This is a genomic window from Acinetobacter sp. 70_2 (assembly GCF_056736115.1).
This window is the reverse complement of sequence record NZ_JBWZIP010000015.1, coordinates 794,637-817,685: the sequence shown is the minus strand read 5'-3', so window position 1 is coordinate 817,685 and position 23,049 is coordinate 794,637. Positions and strand designations below refer to the sequence as shown.

Sequence of the window (23,049 nt, the reverse complement as noted above, 5' to 3'; positions counted from 1 at the left end):
ACTCTTCCCTTCTATAAAAACTTAAGAAATCTTGTATTCAACTGTTGTGTTTCGCTATAGTACACTTAGCAAAGTAGACTGAAAGTATAAGCGATCATGCCGTCGAATACTGATATGAATCAATTGAAAAGATTAAGTTTTGTCGTGACATTGAGTTGTTTATGCTCATCGCTTGTTTTTGCGGAATCTATCGACTGCTCTAAATCCAAAACAGAGCTCAAAATTTGTTCAAAAACCTTTAGTGAAGCACGTAAGCAACTCAACAATAAATATCTGTCTGCATACCTAGTCACAGATGCACCATTAAAACTTTTACAAGATACACAGACTTTGTGGTTTAGACATACACAACAATGTAAAACCAATTCATGTTTTCAACAGCAGTTTGATGTACGTGGGGATGACTTAAATTTCTATGCATCACTTAAACAAACCCTGACGCAGCATTATCTTAAATTTGAAAATGGACATATTGCTTCCCAACCTGTTCATTTACAAATACATCAACTTGCTAAAGATAAAATCAAAATTGAAGGCTTAGCATACCGTAATCCAAATAACCGAAAAGATGCTCAAACTATTTCATTAATGGCTTACAGCTCTCCTGAGCAAAAAAGTGAAATTTTAGATAATGAGCATCACTGTAAATACAAGTTTGATTTTCAAAAGGCCTTACTTATTGTAAAAACCCAGCAAAAAGGCTGCGAACGATTTACGGGTGTTTATCGCCTATATGATTAATTGATATGAAACAAAAAAAGCCAGTGCATCTACACTGGCTTTTCTTTTCTAAGCTGGATATTTTTGCAGAATATCTTGACTCACCAAAACAGCTGTCGCTGCTGACAAAGTCCAGCCTAAATGTCCATGTCCCGTATTATAAAAAACTCGTGGCTGCTTAGACTGTTTTACGACTGGTAACATATTAGGCATCATTGGTCTTAAACCTGCCCAAGGCACAACATGCTCAGTTGAAATGTCAAAATTACGGTTCACCCAATTCACTAGAGGTTGAATCCGATCCGCTCGAATGTCTCGATTATAGCCGTTAAACTCAGCTGTACCTGCGATGCGTAAACGATCTTGGCCCAAACGAGACGTTACAATTTTGGCGCTTTCATCAAGTAAACTCACCCATGGTGCATTTTTAATACTTTTCTCGTCTTTCAATTGGACAGTAATTGAATAGCCTTTAACTGGATAAACATTTACACGTTCACCGACCATATCAGCCAACTGATAACTTCCGACACCACCACAAACAACCAGAACATCACCTTCTAATTGAAAACTATCCGATTGAGAAAGATGAGGATGTTCAGCACTTGGCTGACAATTCAGCACTACTTTATCTGTATGACACTTAATATCAGTAACTTCTAAACCAAACTTATACTGAACCCCATATTGTTTAGTCTTCTCAGCTAAAGAAGTCGAATACTTATGAATGTCTCCAGTTGCATCACTTGGGGTGTAATAACCACCAAAGTAATCACCAGTTAAAGATGGCTCGATTGACTTCATTTCTTCAGGTGAAACTGAATAACGCTCCAAAGTACCTTTATTTAAGACGTCATTCACTCGTTTAGCAATGTCATAATCAGCCTTGCTGTGGTACATATGAAGAATACCGCGTTTCTCCAAATCAAATTGAAGCTGCTCTTTTTCAGCGACATCAAACAAGCGCTTACGCGCGAGCAATGCTAAGCGAACAGTTTCTATAGTATTGGCCTCATAGTTTTTAATATGAGATAGAAACTCAACTAACCAGCTATATTTGTGCAAACTAAAAGAAGGGTTAAGTAATAGAGGAGCATCTTTTTGCCTCATCCATTTAAAACCTTTTATAACGGTCGCTTTCTGGTTCCAGACTTCTGCATTACAAGCAGATAATTGCCCTCCATTTGCAAATGATGTTTCCATAGCTGGATAAAGATGGCGATCAATCACTGTGACTTGGTAACCTAATTGAGATAATTCATAGGCTGAAGTAACCCCGGTGATTCCTGCACCAATCACAATAACATGTGGCATAACAGACTCCTCTGAAATGCAAAAACATTTCATCAGTACAGCCCATCTGTCATTTGTACCTGAGAGTTTCGACCTAAATACTACCTTTTAGTATTTCGATCTTCCCCTTCGGTGAGTTTATGACTTATAAGTTTTTATTCTTCATCTTATAAATCTTAAGCTTCTCTCCAGATTTTTTAATTATTACAGTCCCTTTTGCCTGAGAGTTTCCGGGCTTGTTGCTCCTTCGGCGGGTTCCTAAGAACCTCTCTCCCGCAATAATTTTGTATTTATATAAGCAATGTATCTGCCACTTTTAAAAAAACGCATTCTTTTCTTGTAAACTTTTGTACAACAATCTAATTAAATAGAAAAGCATTTGATTTAATTATAAAAAAAGGTGAATTATTTAAATTCACCTTTTGCAATTTATTAAAGTTTTCCTTCAAGCACTTGGTCAGAAACTAGACCTTTCCATTGCTCTCGCAAGGTTGGTAAATAAAACTTCTCACCAATTGTGACCAACTCAGCATCAATCAATGCATGAATTTCGTGCATAAAAATATAATCCAACGCAACTAAAGAGAGTTGATGATTTTTTTGTGCTACTTTTTTACGTTTCACTTGAGCTTGTTTAATGAGCTCATTTGCAAAATTTTTATCTTTATATGTAGTGATTGCATTTAAACGAAGCTCAATAACACCCCAACCCGCCAACAATTTTTTGAAAATTTCAAAGTCTTTTGTTGTTGATTCCCAAGTTACGTTTTCCAGATCATTATCTTCTGGCAAAACAGGTAACAGTAAATCACCAGTACTTGGAAAAATCTTTTTAAGATTTAACAGAAATTTAACAGGCTGATCACTTGGGTAATCATTAAACTGCACATGTTGTTGAGTATCTGTTAAATAAATCGAGAGCATTCAAAAAATCCTTAGCTAAACAACTGTTTATTATGTGTTTAATTTCTATATCGCAAAATAAATGCAAATTAAAAACAATACAAAAACAGGATAAGGTGGGCATTTTAACAATTATGGCAGCTTATTCAACTCTAAGTTGGTTTGATTAAGATATATAAGAAAAATTAAATTCAAGTAACTTTGTAAACAACGCTTATATAAATCAATCGCTCAAAAAGTGAGTGAGTATTAAATATACTAAAACTCAGCCTCTTATTAAGATTTAATGTTACAATACAATGATTTACTCAATTTCATCTGGCTCCCAAAGAAATGAATAGATCACAGTTAATTTTATTATTTTTAAGTATGAGTACTTTTTCTTCTTCTGTATTTTCTGAAACGATGACTTCCCCAATTAAGCAAGAGTTTTATGACCAAAAATCGAATCGCCATAGAAGTATGCTTGAGGTTAATAATAATTCAAATCATAAGTTTAGCGAATCACAACATAATCCTTTTCGCTCCGATTCACGCAAGCAAAAAGTAGATTTTTTCGAAATTGCCAAACAATACCAAGATGAGAAACCACAAAATACCTACTCTCACTCTCCTGATCCAACTGTGAATATGAGTGATCATGATCGAAGTCTCTACTATATTAGAAATCATGATGATATAGGTCTTAAAAGGGATATTCGTATTCAACAGTATAGATCATTAAAACAACAATATGATAAAGGTGTTATTTCCAATGATGAATACAAAGAGAAAGTTTACAAAATTTTAAAATAAGCTTTTATATATTTTGAAGCCTTCTTTTAGTCGAGGGCTTCTATAATAGTTTTGATATAGATTGTTAAAAATCTTTAAATAACAAAGATTCATAGTAAATAAGCAATAAAAATTAAACAGTTTTAACTGCTAAAAGAAGCCAGACTATTCAAATCTTCTCTACACATAAAGGAGAGATCAATGAAGATCCGCGCTTCACGTACCTATTCAACTTATTCAAATCATTACTTTATTTCGAAAGAATATGAATGCAGCGTTATTCCACTAAAAGGAATGTGCTTTACCGACCTTGGTTTAACAGAAAATGGTGTAATTGAACCGATAGAAATTACAGAGGTCACTATAGATCCAGCCTCTAATTCATATCATGTTCTTTTAGCAAAAGACGCTCATGAATACACAAAAGAAGAACTAAAAAGAAAATTTGAAGAAATGAAAGCAAATGGTTGGGAATATATAGAAGATCTACTAGTGTAGTTTTTATTTTCAACCTATACGTTAGAGCACATGTGAACAACTCTAGATTTAAGGTGTAAACATAATAGCCATCAGTAGTACTGTACATTCAGTACAAATGATACTGCTGATGGCTATATAGACCGCTTATTTACTATTTGGCGAAACCATTTTTTCAGGTTTAACGACTTCATCAAATTGTTCTGCTGTTACTAAACCAAGCTCAACAGCCACTTGTTTTAAAGTCTTATTCTCTTTATAAGCAGTTTTCGCTACTTTTGCAGAGTTTTCATAACCAATAACTGGATTCAATGCAGTAACTAACATGAGAGAGTTGTGCAAGAAGTGATCAATTTTATCTCGATTAGGTTCAATTCCAACCGCACAATGATCATTAAAACTATTGCATGCATCGCCAAGAAGCTGAATAGATTGCAATAAATTATAAGCAATCACTGGCATAAATACGTTTAACTCGAAGTTACCAGAAGCACCAGCGACATTAATAGTGGTATCGTTGCCAAGCACTTGTGCAACCACCATAGTCATTGCTTCACTTTGAGTCGGGTTCACTTTACCCGGCATAATGCTTGAGCCTGGTTCATTTTCAGGAATGCGAATTTCCCCAAAACCACAGCGTGGGCCACTTGCTAACCAACGAATATCGTTAGCAATCTTATTTAAGCTTACTGCTAAAGTTTTTAATGCGCCTGATGCAAAAACAGCGGCATCACGCCCTGCAAGTGCTTCAAATTTATTAGGAGCGGTAACAAATGGCAAACCCGTTAAAGCTGCAAGCTGAGCTGCGGCCTTAACAGCATAGTCAGGATGAGCATTTAACCCAGTTCCTACTGCTGTACCACCCAATGGCAACTCATACAAACCAGTTAAGGCTTGTTGTAAGCGTACTAAACCATGCTCAAGCTGAGAAACATAACCGCTAAATTCTTGGCCTAAGGTTAATGGCGTGGCATCCTGCAAATGAGTACGGCCAATTTTAACAATATCTTGAAATTCATCGGACTTCTTCTGCAAAGTCGCTTTAAGCTGTTCTACAGCTGGAATCAGTAATTCATTGATTTGCAAACTTGCCGCAACGTGAATAGCCGTTGGAAATGAGTCATTGGTAGACTGTGCACGATTGACATGATCATTTGGATGTACTGGTTTTTGTGCACCCAGTGCTTCGCCTAATTTTTGGTTGGCAATATTGGCAATCACTTCATTACAGTTCATGTTGCTTTGCGTACCAGAACCTGTTTGCCAAACTACGAGTGGGAACTGTGAATCCCATTTTCCTGCAATCACTTCTTCGGCAGCTCCCACAATGTATTGACTTAAATCTTGTGGTAACTGTCCTAACTCGGCATTGGTTATTGCTGCTGCTTTTTTTACCAATCCCATCGCTCGAATCATGGCACGGGGTAAACGCTCCTGCCCGATTTTGAAGTTCTGTAAGCTACGTTGGGTTTGTGCTCCCCACAATGCTTCATTTGGAACTTCAATTTCACCCATAGTGTCATGTTCAATTCGTGTTTGCATAGAAACCTCGGTTATCTGGTTAAAGAACTCACGGGCTGAAGCAATTTTTGCTTTGGCTAGTTAATTTTAGTATCGTACTCAAGCATTCCATTATTGTAAATAAGAATCATTATCTTATCTTCCATTTAATGTATTTTGATAGAATCTCCACTCATCTTCAATCATTTGCTTTAAAGTTCGTTTTGGATCCCACTGTAATAAAGTTTTTGCTTTTCCTATATTTGCACCAAGTTGAGCCAACTCTTCATGCTTATAAATTGCCGATTGTGTCGGAATTTCAGCTTGGGTCACTTGTGAAATTTCATCCAATAACTGACGAATTGAATGTACTTGGTCATGTGCAATATTAAATGCTTCACAGCAATGGGTTTGATCACGTAGCCATAGTAGAGTTGCACTTACCGCGTCACATACATCTAACACATGTAGAAAGCTACGTTCCACGGTATGGTCTTCGGTCGAAACCTGATCTTGTAATTCAATTAAATCACGCTGCATCGCTGCCACTTGCAGTGCAAGCGGTACAATATTTTTAGGGAGCTGCGCAACATACTCACCTAATACACCATGCTCAAAAGCACCTACAATATTTGATAGGCGTAAGATCGCAATTTTCCATTCATGATCAATTTTATGAGTATCTCTAATGATTTCTTCAATCATCTGTTGAGATTTGATATATGGATTAGGATAACCGTAGTTGAAATCTTCTGTTTCGCTTAACTGCAAACCAGATTTTCCATAGACGGCCAAGCTAGATAAATGAATGAAATGACGAACACCTGTACGTTGCATCGCACGCAATAGGCTCATAATGCAACTGACATTATCGTTGTAATATTCGAGCGGTTTTAAATTAGACTCTTCAATAGATTTAAAACCAGCTGTGTGAATGACTGCATCGATTGAGTACTGTTCAAATACTTTGTTCAATGCAGGTGTATTACGTACATCAAGTTTAACAAACGGAACGTACATACCAGAGATGTATTCTAACCGCTCAAGCGTTTGCAAGGTCGAGTTAGCCAAATTATCGACAATAACCACTTCTTGGCCTTGAGCCAACAGACTCAATGCAATGTGTGAACCGATAAAGCCTAAACCACCTGTCACTAAAATCATTGTATACTTACCTTTCTCTTAATGTATCTACGCCCATTTAGACGTATGACCATAGTGAATTCTCAATGAGTACATTACTACTAATAACCTCTGCTCCTACTTCAATCCATGCTTGGCATGCACTGGGCCTTGCTCAGGCACTCAAAAGTAAAAATGAAGACTTTCGTGTATTCTTTTACCAAGATGGCGTTCAAGTTGCGAATGACTTTCAGTGGGTTCCTGACGACCAGCGTAATTTAACGCATGAATGGCAAAAGCTCGCGATCCGACTTCCTGTTTGCGTTAGCGCTGCTCTTGCACGCGGGATTACCGATGCAGAAAATGCGAGTCGCCATCAACTTAGTCATCACAACCTAGCGAGCAACTTTGAGTTGGTTGGACTAGGTGAACTTGCTGATGCAGTACAGTCAGCCTCTCGTCTTCTTCAATTCTAAGTTACTTTGTTAACTTAGATTGTTGCTTTTAAAAGGTATATTGTGTGAAAACTGTACTCGTTATTTTGACCCAAGCCAATCTAACCAGCCTACAAGTCAATGAAAGCCTCGCCGCTACTATGGTTTTAGCAACCTTTGGCTCACCAGTCAAAGTATTATTGAAAGATGCAGCTCTTAGCCTCTTACAAAATGAACATAACTTTGACCAGTTGCAGCATGCTTTTAAAATTGCTTCAAACATGGTGGATAGCTTTGAGTTTTATGACTTAAGTCCAATTCTTGTTGAGATCAAAAATAAACAGCATCCTTTTGTTCAAAACAGTGAGCAGGAGCTAGAGTTTGTTCAGTTAGATACTGAACTCATTCAATCTTTCGATCATGTCTTATATTGGTAGATAAAGGTGTAAATTTAATGACGCAATCAACACTTTATCTGGTGCAAGCTTCTTATCACCATACCCCTCGTATTATTGAAGAACTTGAAAAGCTTTTTCATCAAGACGATCAGATTGTTTTTATGGGCGATTCAACCGCACAGCTTTCCGTAGACATTTGTCAGCAGTTTGGCTCAGTTTCTTGTTTGGCTCATGAAAAAGATTTAATTGATGCAGAAACCTTGGCTCACGTTAAGGTATTAAACTATGACCAGTTTGCAGATCTGGTTTTACAATTTAATCGATGCATTTCTTTGAAGTAATATTGTTAGGCTCATTTTTATGAATTTAGAATTAGATCAAGATGGTCATTTAGTCGACTATACGATTTGGAATCCCGAAGTCGCACAGGAACTCGCAAAATCTCTCGATCTTGAATTAACAGATTGGCATTTTGAAGTTTTAGCTGCGGTTCGCCAATTTTATCAACAATTTGGGCACTCTCCTGCAACACGCCCTCTGATTAAGTTTTTAATGAAAACCGTCAGTCCTGATATCAATAATGCTGTTTTACAGCAAAAATTTAATACTGGTTTAGTTGCACGCCATCTCAGTCGTTTGGCAGGCATTCCTAAACCAGCAAATTGTTTATAAATTTTTATGCGAACTTTTTAGCGGCAGCTACACACAAAATTGTTACTGCCGTTACCATTAACATCGACCAACTTACATGTTCATGTAATAAAAGTGCGGCAATCGCGAGTCCCATCAAAGGTTGTAAAAGTTGTAGCTGGCTAATTGCAGCAATACCGCCTTGAGCAAGACCTTTGTACCAGAAAAAGAACCCGATAAGCATACTAAATAAAGATACATAAACCAGCCCTGCTATCGCTGATGTAGATACATCTTGGAAAGAAACAGGCATATAAAAAACAGTAGCAAACAGCATAATCGGTAAAGCTAAAATAAGCGCCCAACAAATCACCTGCCAACCACCTATTTTTTTCGAAAGTACTCCGCCTTCTGCATAGCCAAACCCACATAGAATAATTGCAATAAGCATGTATAAATCGCCGATGCCAAAAGATGCTTCACCCGACAAAAAGAACATGTAGGTAAAGACAACCAAACTGCCTAAAATTGCAAATATCCAAAAAAATAGATTTGGCTTTTCTCCACCTCTTACAACAGCGAATATAGCAGTAGCGAGCGGCAAAAGACTCACAAAGACAATTGAATGTGCTGCATTCATATATTGCAAAGCAAGCGCCGTAAATAATGGAAAACCCACCACAACACCTAAAGCAACTATTGCGAGTGGCCACCAATCTTGCTTAGCTGGTCTTTTTTCTTTAAGCAAAAAGATAAGAGTTAAACCTAAAACACCCGCAATAACTGCTCTTGCCGCCGTCAGAAAACCAGGATCAAAACCGGTGACCGCAACACGGGTAGCAGGCAGTGAACCTGCAAAAATTGCAACCCCTATAAAACCGTTCACCCAACCGTTCATAAACTTTTGCATATTATTCTCCGCAACTATACGAAGAATTTAAGCTGTGATATGGTGTTGATACCAGATACAAAGCAGTACAATTTTAAAAAACTGTTATGTATAAATAAACAGTACAGTTAGAGATAATTAACGTGAACCAGTCAAAAACAAAAATCGAGTTTGTTATTTCACAGATTGAACAACAAATTAAAAATCGTTCTTTAACACCAGGCTCCCGTTTACCTTCTGTACGCAAGCTAGCAAAAGATTTAGGTTTTTCAGTTTCTACTATTGTCGAAGCTTATGAGCGATTAATTGCCGTAGGTAAAATTGAATCTCGTAGTGGCTCCGGTTTTTATGTTGTGGGACCGCTTGCCCCTTTAGCTTTGAGTGAATTAGGCCCTAAATTAGATCGCTCTATCGATCCATTATGGATTTCACGTCAGTCCTTAGAAGCAAAACCTGATGCGTTTAAACCCGGTTGTGGCTGGTTACCAAATGACTGGATGCCGCTTGAAAGTATCCGCAAAGCGTTAAGATCTGCGATCCGTAACGAAGATGATAACTTAATGGGCTATTCTTCACCTTTAGGACTACCCGCATTACGAGATTTACTCGCTCGACGAGCACAAAGTAAGGGCATAGAAGCAAACTTGAACCAAGTTCTTTTAACTGATTCGGGTACCCAAGCAATTGATCTGGTTTGCCGTTTCTTACTTAAACCAGATGATGTTGTTCTGATTGATGACCCTTGCTACTTTAACTTCCATGCCCTACTTAAAGTTCATCAAGTTAAAGTTATTGGTATTCCTTACACACCAAATGGTCCAGACCTAGAGGCATTTAAAGAAGCGATTGAGACCTATAATCCGCGGCTTTATATTACAAACTCAGGAATACATAATCCTACGGGTGCAACACTCTCACTTTCGATCGCTCATCAGTTATTAAAACTCATTGAGCAGTCTAATCTGATTGTGATTGAAGACGATATATTTTCAGATTTTGAACATACTTCAGCGCCACGGCTTGCAGCCCTAGACAACCTTTCACGCGTGATTTTTATTGGAAGTTTCTCTAAAACGCTCTCTGCCTCTATTCGCTGCGGCTACATTATTGCCAAACCAGAATGGATTGATCAAATTACCGATTTAAAAATTGCTACCAGCTTTTCTCACAATGGACTCTCAGCCAAGATATTACATACAGCTCTAACCGATGGTTCATACCGTAAGCATCTAGAATTTTTAAAAGTTCGTTTAGCTCAAGCCATGCAAGAAACAATAGCAAAGCTTAAAGCGATTGGAATAGAACCGTGGATTGAGCCTAAGGCTGGAATTTTTGTGTGGTGTCGGTTACCCGAAGGAGTAGATGCAGCAAAGATTGCACAGTTTTGCCTGAATCGAGAAGTGATTCTTGCTCCGGGTAATGCCTTTAGCCAATCAAAATCGGCAGGCCAATTTATTCGTTTTAATATTACTCAATCAAATCATGATTATATTTATAAGACCCTTGCAGAAGCGCTTCTACAAGAGTCGTTAGAGAAACAAGTTTAAGCCTGTTTTTGCTTTTGTTCCATATAAGCAAAGTAGCCCGGTCCAGCCGAAACTTGAACTTGTTTTGCATGTAAAGGTTCACGGCAGACTGAACATACCATGACTGGTTCAAATTTATGACCACAGGCTTTGTGACGATATTCCAAAGGTTTACCTAAACCTTGGTCCATCCATTTATCTGCCCAGTTCGCCATAGATAAGATAATTGGATAAAGCTCAAAGCCTTTATCAGTGAGACGATATTCAAAACGTTCCTGACGGTCAAAATAAGGAGCTTTGACTAAAATTTCGTATTCAACCAAACGCTTTAAACGATCCGACAGCACATGACGAGTGACACCTAGTGATTTTTGAAAATCATCAAAACGGCGAATTCCCATAAAAGCATTACGTAATATTAGCATCGTCCACCGATCACCAATTACTGATAGCATACGGGCAACAGAACAAGGTTGATCACCGATGTCATCCCATTTCATCTTTATGCTTACCTCAATATAGAACTGGCCTACTTGCCTTATTATTTATACCCTAAACCACTTAATATGTTATATGCAATATTCAGCTTAAAAATAAGTTTTTAATGTACTTATGACGCCTATTTTTTAAATAACCATGAATAGAAATACTTATAAAATATGATTAACTTATAAGTATAAATTAATCATATTCAATTTATTTATAGGCTAATTTGAAATAAAGATTCCTTTTAATAAAGTACCTGACTCTAGTTTTGTACTCGCAGGAATACGAACTAGACAATTGGCTTGCATAAGGTTACTCAGCATATGAGACTGCTGCTTGGCCAAACTTTTTACTCTAAGTTGTCCTGCATCAAAATAAGCATACATTCGTAAAAAACGCTCACGTGCATCTTCTTTTAAATCATGCTCTAAAATTGCAGTAAACCATTCTGGTCCGCATCTATTACCCTGTAATGCATCAAGCAAAGATTTACCATAAACTTGCATTGCTACATATACCGCAGCTGGATTACCCGGTAAGCCTAACAAATAGCAAGAATGGCTAGCTTGTGAATTATGGTATTCGGCAAAGAATAAAGGTTTACCCGGTTTTTGTTTAACTTTCCAAAATATTTGTTCAAACCCAACTTCGAAAGCACATGGTCGAACAAAGTCATAATCACCTACTGACACTCCGCCTGTGGTTATGATGACATCATGGCTGTCTTTTAACTGGTTAAAGTATTGGGTGACCTGTTCAGCTTCATCTGCAACATGAATGAGTTCGATATCTAAACCATAATCTTCAAACCAAGCTTTTAATAAAGGCCCATTTGCATCAAAGACTTTTCCATCGATTAAATCATCTGCCGTTTGAGCAACTTCATCACCTGTGACTAGTACTGCAACTTTTGGTCTACGATAAACAGTAAGCTCTTGCATTCCCGCCATACTTAAAGCAGCCAAGCTTCCAATATTTAGAAACTGTCCTACTTGAGCAAGCAACTGTCCCTGCTGGATTTCTTCACCAGTAAAACGGATATCAGCTTGAGGGCGTATATGCTCCGTTACACAAATTTCTTGAGCCGAAATAATCGATACGATTTCTTGCCGAGCTACATGCGTTGTCCCTTCAGGAATTTTGCCGCCCGTAAATATACGAATCGCCTGACCTTCACCGAGTATGTCATGACTCTCGCTTCCGGCACGAATCTCACCTGTAACTTGAAACTTTTGATTATTTAAATCTTCTGCATGGCTACAAAGTGCATAACCGTCTACCGCACTTTGAGAAAAACTTGGTAGATTAATTTCAGAGTAAATATCTTGAGCAAGATAACTACTTAGGCTATTTGTTAGAGTCTTTTGAATAGAGCTTAAGTTTTTAGGCTTATTAATCACTAAATCTAGTGCTTCATCTATACTGATTAATCCACGCTCTGCACCACAACCTGACATTATTCATAGCCTCCCGGATGCGGTAAATCACGGCAAACATCAAAAATATGGACTAAGGCAGGTAAAATAGCAGCCATTGATTCGCTTGCTCCACCGCGGCTTCCCGGTAACGTCACTACTAAAGAACGGTCAATAAACCCTGCTACTCCGCGTGACATAGCAGCATATGGCGTGCGTTTTTGTCCAAATGAGCGAGCAGCTTCCATTAAGCCATCTAACTTACGTTCTAAAAGAGGCTCCAGCGTATCAACCGTAATATCACGCTTACCAATGCCTGTACCGCCGACGGTCATAATACAAGCATACGATTTGGTGAGTTCTAGGACCAATTCTTTGAGATCATCTGCTTCATCAGGCAAAATTTGGTAATGGATCGGATCAAATCCAGCTTCAGTTAAAGTTTCAACTACAGATTTTCCGGCCGTATCCGGCTTTCTACCCGCTGCTACGGTATCTGACAATACAATAACCGCAGCCGAAACAGGCTGACGCAATACCCGTTTAAAATGGGATTTTCCGCCTTTTTTCTTAAGTAGTTTACATTGATCCATCCAGAGTTCTTCTGGTTCACAATGGGGCTTTAACATGTCGTAAATGGTTAAACCTGCAAGGCTTGCCGCCGTTAAAGCTTCCATTTCTACGCCAGTTGGCCCAATGGTCTCAACGACAGCAATAATTTTTACAAAGTCATGTTCCAATTCATATTCTACATCTGCCCGATAAATCGGTAGCGGATGACATAGTGGAATCAGCTCATCAGTTCGTTTTGCTGCCAAAATTCCTGCAACACGTGCTGTTTTTAATGCATCACCTTTTTCCGTGTTTCCTTGTCTTAATAGTTCAATACAGTGCGGTGGTGCATATAAAATCGCTTGTGCTTCAGCAACACGATAACTTTCCGGCTTCATTCCTACGTTTTTCATTATTTATCCTAGTATTACATATTTCAGTGTGAGTGCTCATGGCCGGCATGATGATGGTGATGTTTGTGGTCGTGTGGTGCATCCTTACGAATACAACAACCCTCTACATAATGACTTGTACCATCTGTAAAAAACTCTTCTTTAAAGACAGGTACTTCATGCTTTACCCGTTCGACCGCCTCCTCACATGCCTGAAAAGCTTCACGGCGATGGGCTGCATACGCAATCGCAATAATGGCTGTTTCACCGACATCCAGATAGCCAATCCGATGAACCACTCGCACATAAGATACCTGATACTTTTTCTCAATTTCTAGTTCAATTTCACGTATCATTTTTTCTGCAAGCGGTTTATACGATGTATATTTCAGCGCCTTTACCGCTTTACCTTCGTGGTGATTACGAACCGTACCCATAAAAATATCGATACCGCCACATTCAGGAAAAGACTGAATCGGATCAAAAGTATCCAAGCTTAAAGCCTGCTCTTGTATTCTTGCGAACTCTTTCATGACTCATCCTCCGGCAACGGGTGATAATAAAACCAAAGTGCATGGCTCACTTAAGACAGTTTGTCTGGTTATGACATTATCACCAATCGCACATGCACATTTTTCCATGGCTTTTGTAGATTCCGGATGCAATAAAACAATTTCATCTAATACATCTTTAACTAGACTATGGCTAGGACAAACTAACAAAAGATTTTCAGGAAGCAATTTTTCAATTGCACCAAATGCTTCGACTTTAATTTGGATAGATTGTTGCATTTATCCCCCAAGCATATGCATGCTGATTTTACGGGTTTGTTGATGTTGTAAGGCATGGAAACCTTTGGCTTTATGCCAGATATAAGGATGAACCAAATGATTTAAATTTTGGACCGTCATATCGTATTCTGGCGTATGTTGTTTACTTACCAATGCTTCAAGCTGAGGCTTAATATTTAAGCCTTGCGGTGCAAACAAACAGTTATATAGTTCGCCTTTTGCGGTAAGCCGTATACGGTCACATTGGTGGCAAAATGAATGCGTAATTGTGGAAATAATTCCTAAATGGTAGCTACCGTTAATTAGATATTGACGCGCTGGCTCATGTTGCTGCTCGATGACTTGTACCGAATAATACGGTTGCAATACCCGTAAAATTTCAGCCTCACTTACCACATCTTTATTTGACCAAAGTGCATCACCATCAAGCGGCATAAACTCGATAAAACGCAAAGAAATATGATGAGCAATTGACCATTTCACCATAGGTAAGATTTGATCATCATTTCTATCTTTCATTAACACGCAGTTAATTTTAAAAGGTAATCCTACTTCTTTTGCAGCTTGTATCCCCTCTAAAACAGGCTCCAATTTTTTCTTGGTCAACTCTTTAAACTGAACAGGATCTAAGCTATCTAAACTAATGTTTAAATCATCTAATCCAGCGTCTTTTAGTTGTTTAGCGTATTTAGCAAGGTAATGACCATTTGTAGTCATCGATATACGTTTTAAACCTAATGCTTTTAAGGCTTGCAAATCACGAACAAAATGAACAATGCCTTGACGCATTAATGGTTCACCACCCGTAATGCGAATACTCTCGATACCTTGCTGCACCATAAAATAACAAAATTGAAAGAGCGCTTCAAAACTAAGCAAGTCTTGTTTATTTAACCATTCTGGATGCTCAGGCATGCAATATACACACTTAAAATTACAGCGATCAGTTACAGAAATTCGTAACTTACGCTTGATACGCCCATATTGATCCTGTAGAAGGCTTGGCGCATTTTCAGAGTGATATTGTTTCATCATTTGCACTCATATCGAGAACAGTTCAAATATTGCGAGCACCGATTATGAACAATCAAATACAAAAAATTGCGCCTAAATAGTGCTTTGTTTTTTATGCAAAATTTGTTCCAGCTCTACTTATCTTCCATAATATTTAACTTTTTATAGGTTTTTAACCGTACCTTCTCAAGAACAATTTAAAAATAAATCTCGAGATAGCGCGGTAAAATCTATGTTTTACTTGATTCTATTTCTAACACTTTTCTAAACGGATGGGTACATATTTATGGTACGGCGTTTTCGACAATGGATCACAATGTTCAGCAGAAATAAGTAAGTTTAATTGTGGCCCAATTGGTTCACCATTTTGAAATCGCATACCATAGCCGTGTGGAAGTGATACAACACCTCTTCTCATCCCATCATCCAACTCAATAGCTACCTGAATTTCTCCATGCGCTGAGATACATTTAAGCTGCCCTCCTGCATCTACATTTAAGTGTCTTGCATCTTCAGGATGAATACGCAGTGCACCTTCTGCATCTACTTTTCGCCAAGCAGGGTCACGGTAAATCTGGTTAGCGTTGTAACTACGGCGTTCACCTGACAAAAGGATGAAAGGAAACTCTTCAACATTAACGTTATGGCTTTTCAAGCTTGCGAGTTCACTTAACATCTCGGGAATTGCAAGACGTATTTTCTTATCTTTATAAGCTACCAGTTTCCAGACTTCGTCATATTCATGTTGCGATAAAACCATACCTGAACGTTGCTTTAATATCTGCTCAAATAGTTTGACTCCTTGTGTTAACGGATTACCTTTATAACCTGCACGGCGTACTGCTTTGGTATGTAAAACAGCATATTGAATAGATAGCGGCAATAAAAAAGCAACTGAATCTGCAGAATTGCCAAGTCGTTTGCCAAGAGTTCGATAAATAATAGAAGCAGCAAAAGGGATATATTTTTTATGTCGTGCCAAGGTAAGTCCTAACGCCGACAAGTATGGTAAGTAGGCAGTTTTTTTCGAGTCGACCGCAGCTATTTTTTCTAAAACTGGGAAACTCTTCGGAATAGCATTCATAGCTTCCAGTAATCGAGTATAAATTTCGGCTTCCGGTAAAGTATTTGCTTGAGCAGCCAAAACGGGATGACGCAGGTGAAAACCATTCTTAGGAAATTCCAAGTTAAAACCAGTAAATTCCCATTTTTCAAACTGAGTATGAGCAGGCAAAATATAGTGTGCAAGTCTCGCGGTTTCTGTCATCGCAACATCGATTACAACCAATAAATCTAATGCTTTAAATGCTTCCTCAAAAGCTGGTGTATCAGGGTAAGTTAATAGTGGATTACAACTATCTACAAACACAGCACGAATTCGCTTTTCCCCTGCTTTTAAGATTTCATCGGGTAAAATATTAGGCGGGAAAAACCCGGAAATCGGGAACATTTTATGGTAAACGCTACGTCGATATTTTGGTTTTCTTTCATCCGTATCGGTCAAAATTGGAATAAACATGGTATGCAAATTATTAGTACCCTGCTTTCCAAAGTTCCCTGTCTGCAAGTATAAAAGCTTTTCTAAATAACCATTTAATGTTGTATTCAAAGTATGTTGAATACCTAAATCGATACGTACACAGCCTCTTTTTGCCTTGGCAAAATCTCGAACAACCTGATAAATCAAATCGACAGGTACATCAGCTTTAGCAATATAGTCTTCAATCGGAACATGGTTAAATGCAGCTTTTACGTCTTCAAACCCATGTGTGTGCTGCTCAATAAACGCTGCATCATAAAGCTTTTCTTTAATAATGATCGCAATCATGGCCGACATTAAAAAAGCATCTGTTCCCGGTTTTAGCTGTACGTGAATATCTGCTTGTTTTGCTGTTTCGGTAACACGCGGGTCGAACACCACCATAGTTCGATTCGGATCTTTTTTAATATGTTTTAGTGTGTCTCGTGCGTTAGGAATACCGTGTGCTTGAAACGGATTTGTTCCAATAAAAAGTACGTAATCTGCATGTTCAACATCTTCTGTCGTATGGCAAGCCTGACTACCGAATAAGCGGCCATTGAGCCAGAAATCACCTGTTTTTTCTTGGGCAAGTGAGTTATATGCATAATAACTTTTCATAGCCAATAAAAGTTGTCGACCATAAGCTGCACCGAGGTGATTACCCTGTCCACCGCCCCCAACCGAGGCAAAAGCACTACCACCAAATTTATCTCTAATCTGAACCAATTGATCAGCAATTTCTTGTATCGCCACATCCCAACTAATTTCTTGAAATGAGCCATCTGGTTGGCGTTTTAAAGGTGCGGTTAAACGGTCTGCATGTTTTTGGTAATGCTGTAATCTTGCGGCTTTTTGGCAAATGTAACCTTGAGAAAATGGATGCTCAGGATTACCTTTAATTTTGACAAATTGGTTATCTTGAATTTCTACGCTCAAACCGCAGTTTCTTGAACATAAAATACATGCGGTCACATCTGTTTTACTTTGCTGAGCTGCGTCCATCATTTTTCTGGCTCCGTTTATTTTTATACATCTGGCTAGAATGAAAATAACAAGTTCCAAAATAGAACTTAAATTCTAAACAGTCAATAACTCAAAATTTAAAAAATGATTTCAGATTATCAATGTAAATTTTAAATCGATATGATTGAGGTTCTAATTAGTCGAAAAAATCTCTTTAAATGCTTTAATTTGTTTGTATTGTTGAAGTTCATCTAAAGAATTAATGCTATGGAAAAATAAGTTTTGCTTTTGAAAAATGGCGACTTGTGCGTGTAAAAGTTTGAAGCAACTTTTTAAACTCAATTGTTGCTTGCCAATTTGCTGCTCTAAAACCTCTAGACTTTCACGTTTTAACAAACAAAATGGGTATAAAGCATCTCCATTAATTGAAACGTAAGCTGCCTGAGCCTGTTTATTTTTGCGAAGTGCGCTGTGTAATTTCGCAAGGACTTGCGTAGGTATATACGTCACATCACAAGGAATAAACAAAATATAATCTGCTTGCACATGAGACCATGCGCTTTTCATTCCCATCAGTGGACCGAAAAAACCGGAAGCATCATCTTGAAAACATTTAATATCAGGCACAATACTTTGATAAATTGAATAATCACGATGACTATTTACCCAAATTTCAGATACAGATGACTTTAGTTTTTGATGAATTTTGAATAGTTGCGTATCGCCATCAAATTGCTGCAATAGCTTATTTAAACCATTCATACGGCGGGCTTGTCCACCCGCCAAAATGACCAGATCAGTTACGGGATATCCCTTATTCACACTTCCACCTCTTGTTGGCAAGCTTTAATCAAGCCACGAATCTCAGGTAAACATGAACCACAGTTCCCACCTGCTTTTAAACATGCAGTAACCTGTTTTTCATGGGTAATGTTTTGTGTTTTTATCACTTCGATAATTTTATTCTTACCTACTTTAAAACAACTACACACTAAAGGCCCATCATTATTAGTAGCCGACATTGGCATACCCGCTAGTAAAGCTTTACGGTGCAAGGCACTCAAACGTTCGCGTTTAAACAGACTTGCTACCCAATCACGGTCTGGCGATAAATCTGGCGGTGCAATATATAGACTTGCAATTACAATGCCATCTTTCAAAATAACGCTATGGCTCAGTTGTGAAGAGATATCTTCTATGCTTAACCATTCAAAAGTTTCATCAGCAAATGGTAAAAAGCTTTTCAGATTCTTCTGAGTATCATGAAAAGTTTGGCGGTCTGCAAGTTCATAACGATTGGTTTTCACCATTTTGACTTTGGTCCACCATGCACAGCGATGCAGCGATTCTTGAATATGCGAATCGTATCCTTCACGAATATAGAGCACGCCCTGCCAAGTGGTATAGAACGGTTGAATGGTGACAGGCGTATGTTTGAACTCGGGCTCACCTGAAATTGCATCAACCTCAGGGTTAACGACTTTACCAATACGGGCGTCGGATGCAACTTGTTCGGTCCAGTGAATCGGCGCAAAAATTTGCCCACGACGAACACCCGATGAGAATGCCACACGTAGTACACAGCTACCCCATTTCGAACGAACTTCTACCAAGCCTTGATCACGTACACCAAACTTCAATGCATCACTTGGATGAATCTCACAGAATGGTTCAGCACGGTGACTGGTTAAATTTGGTGACAAACCAGTACGAGTCATAGTGTGCCATTGATCACGAATACGTCCCGTGTTCAAAATGAGCGGATAATCTTCTGAAACTGCATGTACTGGATCAATTGCAACAGTCGGAATTAGTTTTGCCTTGGTATTTTTATGACTAAACTGGCCTTTGCCAAACAGTTGTTGAACAGCTTTAGCGTCTTGGTTTTTATCCCATAATGGCCATTGCACTGGTTGTAGAGCATCGTACTCAGCATTACTCAGATTCATTAAACCTTTCAGGTTGAAATAACGAAAATTATTACTCTCTTCTCGCATATCCATGTCTGCATTGTCTTGTGCAGATAACGCTGCATGCTCATTAAAGATGTCACTTGCACTCGCAAAGTCAAAACCATTAAAGCCTAATTTTTTCGCGACTTGGCTAACAGACCACCAATCTGCTTTTGCTTCACCCGGCGCAGGTAAAAATGCACGTTGACGTGAAATACGACGCTCAGAGTTGGTCACAGTTCCATCTTTTTCACCCCAACCTAAAGCTGGAAGCAATATATCGGCGTAAGCTGTCGTATCGGTATCGGCACAGATATCTGACACAACGACCAATTCGCATTTTTCTAATGCACGTTTAACTTGATCGGCATCGGGTAAACTCACCACTGGATTGGTTGCCATAATCCATATGGCTTTAATTTTTCCAGCTTCAACAGCACGGAAAAGATCAACTGCTTTTAAGCCAGCTTGAGTTGCAATAAATGGGCTATCCCAAAAGGTTTGCACTACTTTTTGATGTAGTGGATTATCCAGATCCATATGCGCAGCCAGCATATTAGCTAAGCCACCCACTTCTCGGCCACCCATAGCATTGGGCTGGCCTGTCATTGAAAATGGTGCAGCGCCGAGCTTTCCAATTTTGCCTGTTAGTAAGTGACAGTTAATAATGCTGTTAGCTTTATTTACGCCCTGACTTGATTGATTCACACCCATTGAAAATAGTGTGATCACCTTTTTAGTCTGTGCAAATTTCTCGAAGAACTGTTGCAGCTTATCGAGTGCAATTCCTGTACGCTTTGTCACATATTCCATATTAGCTTCTGGCTCGCTGCTTGCCAAAACCTCTTGCAAACCTTCGGTATAGGCATCAACAAAAGCCTGATCGGCATGACCATTTTGATATAAATATTGAAATAGACCGTTGAACAATGCGACATCTTGGCCCGGTAAAATCGGTAAATGTAAATCCGCTTGCTCACAAGTACTGGTAAAACGTGGGTCAATTACCACCACAAACATATCGGGATTGTGGCTTTTAGCTTGTATAATCCGCTGATACAGCACAGGATGGCACCATGCGGTATTAGAACCGACCAATACCACCATATCTGCATGTTCGAAATCTTGATAACTCGCAGGCACAATATCTTCACCGAAACTACGTTTGTGACCCGCAACAGCCGATGACATGCAAAGGCGTGAGTTGGTGTCGATATTTGCAGTGCCCAAATAACCTTTTACAAACTTGTTCACCACATAATAATCTTCAGTCAAAAGCTGACCAGAAACATAAAATGCAATGCTGTCACGACCATATTGATCGATACAAGATTGAAATTTATCAGCAATTTTATTGATTGCCTCATCCCATGTGGTTACTACCCGATCAGCTTTGCGCCCGATCATTGGTTGTAAAACACGTGTTTCTAACCCTAAAGTATCCGCAAGTCGGCTACCTTTGATACATAAGCGTCCAAAGTTGGAAGGATGCTCAACATCCCCCTCAACTTGCACCACAGGTCCTTGAGGTTTTTGTTGAACGGTTACACTAACACCACAACCAACACCACAATATGGACATGTTGTTTTAGTTGTTTTTGCAACATGGTCGGAGCTATCGATTTCAACGCTTGGAATACTATTCATAACTGCTCCTTTCCCTATTTAGCCTGCTTTTTTTAATGCAAAATCTCGACCAAATAGCAGCTTATTTCTAAATGAAGAAACAGGTGTTTGGTCTGCAATTAACTCTGCATACCACATGCCATCTTCAGTATCTCCAAACAATACTGCACCGATTACCCGATCGCTTTGAATGATAATACGCTTATAAATCTGGCGTTTTTCATCGTTTAAAATAATGTCTTCATAATCATCTTTCGGTTCAAAATTGCCTGCCGAGAATACATCGACACCACTGACTTTTAACTGAGTCGGCACAGTGGGTGCTTTAAAAGTTAAGCTGCCATGCTCTGCTAAATGGGTCGCGCAAATAAAAGCTTGCCCCCACAGTGGTTCAACCAAACCAAAAGTTTGACCACGGTGCTCAATACACTCACCCACAGCATAAATACTTGGGTCAAATGTTTGCATGGTGTCATTCACCAATACACCACGGTTACAACGTAATCCTGCACTTTGCGCCAAGGCAATATTCGGACGGATACCTACAGCAAACACCACAAGGTCAGCATCTAACACTGTGCCATCTTTCAAACGGATTTGTTTGACATGACCGTTTTCATCACCGATTAACGCTTCGGTATTGGCTTCGGTAATAATATTAATATCTTTTTGTTCAATACTATGGCGCAGTAACTGGCTCGCACGGCTGTCAAGTTGACGTTCCATAATACGGTCCATCAAATGCAGGACTGTGACATTCATACCACGTTGCTTTAATCCATAGGCAGCTTCTAAACCGAGTAAACCACCACCAATCACTACGGCGTTGTTTTTTGAACCACAGTATTCAATCATGGTGTTGACGTCATAAATATCACGGAAAGTTAACACGCCTTTTAAGTCAACACCTTGAACTGGTGGAATAAATGGTGCCGAGCCTGTTGCCAGAATCAAACGATCATAATCAACTGTCTGGCCTTTTTCGGTGTAAACCACTTTACGCGGACGATCAATTTTTACGGCTTTATCACCAGCAATAAATTTAATGCCTTTATCGTCGTACCACTTTGGTGGGTGTAGCATAATGTCTTCAATGTTTTTTTCACCCGATAAAACCGGAGACAACATAATACGGTTATAGTTACCCCATGGTTCTTCACCAATCACCGTAACTTCATAACGGTCTGGTGCCATATCCAGTAAATCTTCCAGACAACGCATCCCTGCCAAACCATTTCCGATCAGCACCAGTTTAAGTTTGTCTTGTGATACACCTGTATTGGTAATATAAGTTTTTTGCGGCACTGCATTGACCCAAACACGCCCATCAACAATTTTGCTCGGATAAACCGAAAGTTTTTGGTCTTTATCTTCCAAACAACGGCCCGTTGCTAAACTAAAATGTTGTTTATAGATTGGCGATGCAACGACTCGTTCGCCTTGTAAATCACCAATAATCCCGCGGCTCATCACATTCGCTTGGCTAAACGGATCTTTATTGCTCAGTACATAAACACGTTTTTCATGCCCCACACGGAAGATTGCAACCGCTTGACCGCCCACTAGCGCACCCGCGCCAGTATTTGGGGTTAAATCATCGAGTGCACACACATCAATCCACTGATCATCAGGAAGCATATTTTTGTCTTGTACAATATTCATATAAGTTC

The 23,049-nt window shown here is 38.9% G+C and carries 23 protein-coding genes and 1 riboswitch; of the genes, 8 read left to right on the top strand and 15 right to left on the bottom strand.

The window, feature by feature from the left end; all coding sequences use genetic code 11:
• Positions 1-96: 96 nt before the first annotated feature.
• Entirely contained in the window at positions 97-741 is a 645-nt protein-coding gene (locus AC1PJ9_RS12815; protein WP_263613903.1) for an A1S_1983 family putative colistin resistance protein, read from the top strand.
• A gap of 48 nt (positions 742-789) precedes the next feature.
• Here the strand turns inward: AC1PJ9_RS12815 and AC1PJ9_RS12810 are convergent, their stop codons facing one another.
• Together AC1PJ9_RS12810 and AC1PJ9_RS12805 are read right to left on the bottom strand one after the other, a co-directional pair.
• Positions 790-2,034 (bottom strand): D-amino acid dehydrogenase, encoded by a 1,245-nt coding sequence (locus AC1PJ9_RS12810; RefSeq protein WP_311087453.1) that lies wholly within the window; start codon positions 2,032-2,034, stop codon positions 790-792.
• A 176-nt stretch (positions 2,035-2,210) separates the two neighbouring features.
• Positions 2,211-2,299: riboswitch (glycine riboswitch) on the bottom strand.
• A 146-nt stretch (positions 2,300-2,445) separates the two neighbouring features.
• On the bottom strand, positions 2,446-2,937 hold the full coding sequence (locus AC1PJ9_RS12805) for a hypothetical protein (RefSeq protein WP_263613905.1): 492 nt from the start codon (positions 2,935-2,937) through the stop codon (positions 2,446-2,448).
• Between the two features lie 312 nt (positions 2,938-3,249).
• Between AC1PJ9_RS12805 and AC1PJ9_RS12800 the strand changes: the two genes are divergently transcribed.
• Positions 3,250-3,711, top strand: a complete 462-nt coding sequence (locus AC1PJ9_RS12800) for a hypothetical protein (RefSeq protein WP_311087452.1) — start codon at positions 3,250-3,252, stop codon at positions 3,709-3,711.
• Between the two features lie 180 nt (positions 3,712-3,891).
• Entirely contained in the window at positions 3,892-4,188 is a 297-nt protein-coding gene (locus AC1PJ9_RS12795) for a hypothetical protein (RefSeq protein ID WP_311087451.1), read from the top strand.
• Between the two features lie 126 nt (positions 4,189-4,314).
• On the opposite strand, the gene fumC is transcribed toward AC1PJ9_RS12795, so the two are convergent.
• The gene (gene fumC, locus AC1PJ9_RS12790) at positions 4,315-5,709 is read right to left on the bottom strand and encodes a class II fumarate hydratase (protein ID WP_087606775.1); all 1,395 of its coding nucleotides are present in this window, start codon (positions 5,707-5,709) and stop codon (positions 4,315-4,317) included.
• Positions 5,710-5,823: 114 nt separating this feature from the next.
• On the bottom strand, positions 5,824-6,831 hold the full coding sequence (gene galE / locus AC1PJ9_RS12785) for a UDP-glucose 4-epimerase GalE (protein WP_022575597.1): 1,008 nt from the start codon (positions 6,829-6,831) through the stop codon (positions 5,824-5,826).
• Between the two features lie 65 nt (positions 6,832-6,896).
• Here galE and tusD point away from each other — a divergent pair, with 65 nt between their 5' ends.
• The 4 genes from tusD to AC1PJ9_RS12765 are packed head-to-tail and all read left to right on the top strand — an operon-like array spanning position 6,897 to position 8,293.
• Positions 6,897-7,265 (top strand): sulfurtransferase complex subunit TusD, encoded by a 369-nt coding sequence (gene tusD, locus AC1PJ9_RS12780; protein ID WP_031982817.1) that lies wholly within the window; start codon positions 6,897-6,899, stop codon positions 7,263-7,265.
• A 44-nt stretch (positions 7,266-7,309) separates the two neighbouring features.
• Positions 7,310-7,660, top strand: coding sequence for a hypothetical protein (locus AC1PJ9_RS12775; RefSeq protein WP_032048183.1), 351 nt, complete (start codon positions 7,310-7,312; stop codon positions 7,658-7,660).
• A 17-nt stretch (positions 7,661-7,677) separates the two neighbouring features.
• Positions 7,678-7,962 carry a DsrH like protein gene (locus tag AC1PJ9_RS12770; protein ID WP_174744930.1) on the top strand — a complete coding sequence of 95 codons (285 nt, stop codon included), beginning with the start codon at positions 7,678-7,680 and terminating at the stop codon, positions 7,960-7,962.
• Positions 7,963-7,981: 19 nt separating this feature from the next.
• Complete coding sequence (locus tag AC1PJ9_RS12765) at positions 7,982-8,293, top strand: TusE/DsrC/DsvC family sulfur relay protein (protein ID WP_001047539.1); 312 nt, start codon at positions 7,982-7,984, stop codon at positions 8,291-8,293.
• A gap of 4 nt (positions 8,294-8,297) precedes the next feature.
• Here the strand turns inward: AC1PJ9_RS12765 and AC1PJ9_RS12760 are convergent, their stop codons facing one another.
• Entirely contained in the window at positions 8,298-9,161 is an 864-nt protein-coding gene (locus AC1PJ9_RS12760) for a DMT family transporter (protein ID WP_311070693.1), read from the bottom strand.
• A gap of 122 nt (positions 9,162-9,283) precedes the next feature.
• Here AC1PJ9_RS12760 and AC1PJ9_RS12755 point away from each other — a divergent pair, with 122 nt between their 5' ends.
• Complete coding sequence (locus AC1PJ9_RS12755) at positions 9,284-10,687, top strand: aminotransferase-like domain-containing protein (RefSeq protein WP_311087450.1); 1,404 nt, start codon at positions 9,284-9,286, stop codon at positions 10,685-10,687.
• Here the strand turns inward: AC1PJ9_RS12755 and AC1PJ9_RS12750 are convergent.
• The 10 genes from AC1PJ9_RS12750 to nirD all read right to left on the bottom strand — a co-directional run bounded on the left by AC1PJ9_RS12750 (position 10,684) and on the right by nirD (position 23,041).
• Positions 10,684-11,166, bottom strand: coding sequence for a winged helix-turn-helix transcriptional regulator (locus tag AC1PJ9_RS12750; RefSeq protein WP_000870671.1), 483 nt, complete (start codon positions 11,164-11,166; stop codon positions 10,684-10,686). The genes AC1PJ9_RS12755 and AC1PJ9_RS12750 overlap by 4 nt on opposite strands.
• A gap of 207 nt (positions 11,167-11,373) precedes the next feature.
• On the bottom strand, positions 11,374-12,609 hold the full coding sequence (locus AC1PJ9_RS12745; RefSeq protein ID WP_311070688.1) for a molybdopterin molybdotransferase MoeA: 1,236 nt from the start codon (positions 12,607-12,609) through the stop codon (positions 11,374-11,376).
• A complete protein-coding gene (gene moaCB / locus AC1PJ9_RS12740; RefSeq protein ID WP_000799981.1) occupies positions 12,609-13,532 on the bottom strand; it encodes a bifunctional molybdenum cofactor biosynthesis protein MoaC/MoaB in 924 nt (307 codons plus the stop codon). The genes AC1PJ9_RS12745 and moaCB overlap by 1 nt, the downstream gene beginning before the upstream one ends.
• Positions 13,533-13,555: 23 nt before the next feature.
• A complete protein-coding gene (locus tag AC1PJ9_RS12735; RefSeq protein ID WP_000657202.1) occupies positions 13,556-14,044 on the bottom strand; it encodes a molybdenum cofactor biosynthesis protein MoaE in 489 nt (162 codons plus the stop codon).
• 3 nt (positions 14,045-14,047) lie between these two features.
• Positions 14,048-14,302, bottom strand: a complete 255-nt coding sequence (locus AC1PJ9_RS12730; RefSeq protein ID WP_001187658.1) for a MoaD/ThiS family protein — start codon at positions 14,300-14,302, stop codon at positions 14,048-14,050.
• Entirely contained in the window at positions 14,303-15,343 is a 1,041-nt protein-coding gene (gene moaA, locus AC1PJ9_RS12725) for a GTP 3',8-cyclase MoaA (protein WP_311087449.1), read from the bottom strand. It lies immediately after the preceding gene.
• 226 nt (positions 15,344-15,569) lie between these two features.
• Positions 15,570-17,843, bottom strand: a complete 2,274-nt coding sequence (locus AC1PJ9_RS12720) for a molybdopterin-dependent oxidoreductase (RefSeq protein ID WP_311087448.1) — start codon at positions 17,841-17,843, stop codon at positions 15,570-15,572.
• A gap of 150 nt (positions 17,844-17,993) precedes the next feature.
• Positions 17,994-18,623 (bottom strand): molybdenum cofactor guanylyltransferase, encoded by a 630-nt coding sequence (gene mobA / locus AC1PJ9_RS12715; RefSeq protein WP_151749635.1) that lies wholly within the window; start codon positions 18,621-18,623, stop codon positions 17,994-17,996.
• Positions 18,620-21,400 carry a molybdopterin-dependent oxidoreductase gene (locus AC1PJ9_RS12710; protein ID WP_311087447.1) on the bottom strand — a complete coding sequence of 927 codons (2,781 nt, stop codon included), beginning with the start codon at positions 21,398-21,400 and terminating at the stop codon, positions 18,620-18,622. The genes mobA and AC1PJ9_RS12710 overlap by 4 nt, the downstream gene beginning before the upstream one ends.
• Before the next feature lie 18 nt (positions 21,401-21,418).
• The gene (nirD, locus tag AC1PJ9_RS12705; RefSeq protein ID WP_311087446.1) at positions 21,419-23,041 is read right to left on the bottom strand and encodes a nitrite reductase small subunit NirD; all 1,623 of its coding nucleotides are present in this window, start codon (positions 23,039-23,041) and stop codon (positions 21,419-21,421) included.
• Positions 23,042-23,049 lie beyond the last annotated feature (8 nt).